The sequence below is a fragment of the Succinimonas sp. genome (assembly GCF_045225735.1).
In the GTDB taxonomy this organism is placed as follows: domain Bacteria; phylum Pseudomonadota; class Gammaproteobacteria; order Enterobacterales; family Succinivibrionaceae; genus Succinimonas.
Genome location: NZ_JBGVBR010000332.1, coordinates 1 through 2,699 on the forward strand (window position 1 = coordinate 1; position 2,699 = coordinate 2,699).

Genomic DNA, 2,699 nt, shown 5'->3' on the forward strand with positions numbered 1-2,699 from the left:
AGCTGATAAGAGGATTTAACAATAAGGAAAACAAGCTGTCAAACCGGAAAAAACTCTCCTCACTCAACGACCGATCCGGCATGCCCCGGTTCTGAAGGCGTCCTTTTGGACGAATAAAGAGATTTTTGAGATGAAGATGAAGCAGAAAATGCATGATAACTCGGGAAAAACCGAGCTTTGCATCTCTGAGAAAACTTTGGGCAGCGCCATAACCTTCAGGCATAGCGCAGAATAGCTCATAATAAAATGATGCGGGAAGCCTTAAGTTCCCTGCAAGGCCGGCGGCTCTTCAATTTCCCTATGCGGCAGGAGTTCATAATGCGGGAACTCGGCTTAATCACTTAAGGCCATAAAATCAGACAGAACCGCTTCCGAAGTCCGGAGACGCCCCGCTCCATGGATCCTGTTCCAGAAGAGCTCTGATGCCCCGGGCGGTACGGCCGGAGTGATTTTTAAAGTGATTCCCGGGGTTCTCTTCCCACAAAGCCGGGATCCCCAGACTGCGGTAATGCCTGATAAGCACGGCGGTGTTTTCCGGAACGGTACTAAGGAGCTTATGGGAAGTCCGCCCTTCCCGATCTCCCAGCGAAAAATACAGCCTTTCCGGCCGCCGCCGGAACTCATGCTCCCGGGCATATTCCAAAAAGCCCGGAAACCAGAAGGAGCCGGAAACCGCCGCCGCTCCGGAAAACATGTCGCTCCGGTAAAGAGCGTACAGGGCAAAAAGCCCGGCCAGAGAATAGCCCGCAGTAAAGATCCGGGACGGCGGCTCCGAAAGCCGGGCCCGGGCCTCCGGGATTATGACCGCGGCCAGATCCCCGAGAAAATCGTCCGCCCCGCCCCCGAAGGGCGTCTCCCCCGGAGTCAGGGGCGGCGCCGGCCATGGAGTCATGTCCTTTCTCCAGTCCGGGATATGGAGGGCCAGAAGATGAAAACGAAGCTCCTCTTCTGCGGGATCTGTCTTTTCCTGCAAGGCCTTAAGGGCCCGGAGCTCCGAAGATCCGTCTCCTTCAAAGCAGTTTAACACCACGAGGGGGAACTCCCGGCCGGAACCAGGGTACAGCGCGGCATTTTTGCCGGCAGATCTGAAGTCATCTCTTTCCATAAATGCGCTCCCGTGTTTATTTAAAAGTCCGTAATAAACCGCCATTCCGTAAGTTTCTGGTCAATTTCCGGTCAGCCCCGGGCAATTTTCCAGGCTGTTCACTGACTCAGCCTCAAGTTTGGAAATCATTTATCTCCGGACATCAAAAAGGCCGGAAAAACCGGCCTCATCTGTAATTTAAAGCTTTATGCCGCGTTTAAGCCCCGGGCTTCCCCTCGGCTGAAAAGCTCCTTCCTAAAACTGCTCCAGATATTTGTAGAGCATATTCCAGAAGCGATCCTGATCGATCTCCTGCACGATGCTGGCCGGACGGGAGCCCTCCGGAGCCTCCTCCCGGGAGTAGGGAACCGTGCGGCCGTAGGAGGCGCCGGGCTGATCCACGCAGTCGATGTAGGCAATGCGGGTAGACAGGATCAGCGAGGGATCAATGGTGATGGCGGCGGCGATAACATCCCAGACAAACCAGGAGAACTTGTTGTCCTTGTCGGCATCGAAGCGCTTGGCGAAGAAGGAATCGTTAAACATCTTCAGAAGCTCCGGGTTCTTGATATGGGAGCGGATAGCGTTAAAGCGGTCGTGATCCATGATGGTCTTGTCGGTCACGTCCAGAGCCACGAAGGTCTGGTTGTCAAAGGGCGCCCGGTAGGCCACCTTAGTGGATTCCGGATCCAGCCAGATGTTGAACTCGGCGTTCTGGTGGGCATTGCCCTTCACCCAGAAGGCCCCGCCCATGTAAATGACCTCGTCGAAGAGCCTGATGGCTTCCGGATCCTTCCTGGCCACGCCGGCGATATTGGTGGTGGGACCGATAGCCACCAGCTTGATTTGATGAGGATACTTGTGAGCCATTTCGATGAGGTAATCCACGCCGTCCTGCCTGATCTTCAGGTCTTTCGGGGGCTTAACGCCGTAGCGCTTCTGATAGGAATCCTGCCAGGTTTTCGGGTTATCGGTTTCCTGAGCGCCGATGTAGCCCTCCATGACATCGCCGTACGAGGACAGCTCCTTCTTGAGGATATCCCGGCCAAAGCCGCCGCCCCGGCGATCCGGATACTGCTGACCGATGACCAGATCCGGATAAGGCTTGCCGTTCTTCATGACCTCAAGCTGTCTGACCAGATAGGCCATGCCGTCATTGGCCCAGGAGTTTCCGGTAACGGTGACCACGCCCAGAAGATCAATGGAGGGATCGCTCTTCAGCATCATCATGGCGATGCCGTCATCAAAAAGCTCCACCATGTCGGTATCCAGAATAACCTTTACCGGAACTCGGGACTGATCCTTTGCGGGAGCATCCGCTGCCAGAAGAGAACCGGCGCAGAGCATGCTGATAAAAACTCCGCAGGCAACGGACAGGGTTCTTTTTAAAATGCTGTTTATCATGCTGTTTTTTTCCTGTATGCAGGTATTTGATGTGAATGTCATGCTGTCGGCCGGGGCTGAGGCTCCTTCCCGTTTTCCGCCGGGGAGAGGCCGTTCTCGCAAACTTTCGGAAATCGCGGCAGCAGAAGATCGGCTGCATTTTACCCAATGACGGGCGGGATGTAACCATCCTGAGTCATAAGTGCGGGCGTGACAGCACTTTTTGAGCAGG

3 protein-coding genes are annotated in these 2,699 nt (G+C 54.9%); all 3 read right to left on the reverse strand.

Annotation, left to right across the window (positions count from 1 at the left end):
- A partial coding sequence (locus ACJROR_RS11850; protein WP_406547207.1) for a hypothetical protein occupies positions 1-223 on the reverse strand: 223 nt, incomplete at its 3' end.
- A gap of 132 nt (positions 224-355) precedes the next feature.
- Entirely contained in the window at positions 356-1,105 is a 750-nt protein-coding gene (locus ACJROR_RS11855) for an alpha/beta hydrolase (protein ID WP_406547208.1), read from the reverse strand.
- Between the two features lie 234 nt (positions 1,106-1,339).
- Positions 1,340-2,488 carry a nucleoside hydrolase gene (locus tag ACJROR_RS11860; RefSeq protein ID WP_406547209.1) on the reverse strand — a complete coding sequence of 383 codons (1,149 nt, stop codon included), beginning with the start codon at positions 2,486-2,488 and terminating at the stop codon, positions 1,340-1,342.
- Between the last annotated feature and the right edge of the window lie 211 nt (positions 2,489-2,699).

Bases quoted from the DNA above. Each gene is read 5' to 3' on its own strand.
- ACJROR_RS11855 (WP_406547208.1), bottom strand. From the start codon at position 1,105: ATGGAAAGAGATGACTTCAGATCTGCCGGCAAAAATGCCGCGCTGTAC.
- ACJROR_RS11860 (WP_406547209.1), bottom strand. From the start codon at position 2,488: ATGATAAACAGCATTTTAAAAAGAACCCTGTCCGTTGCCTGCGGAGTT.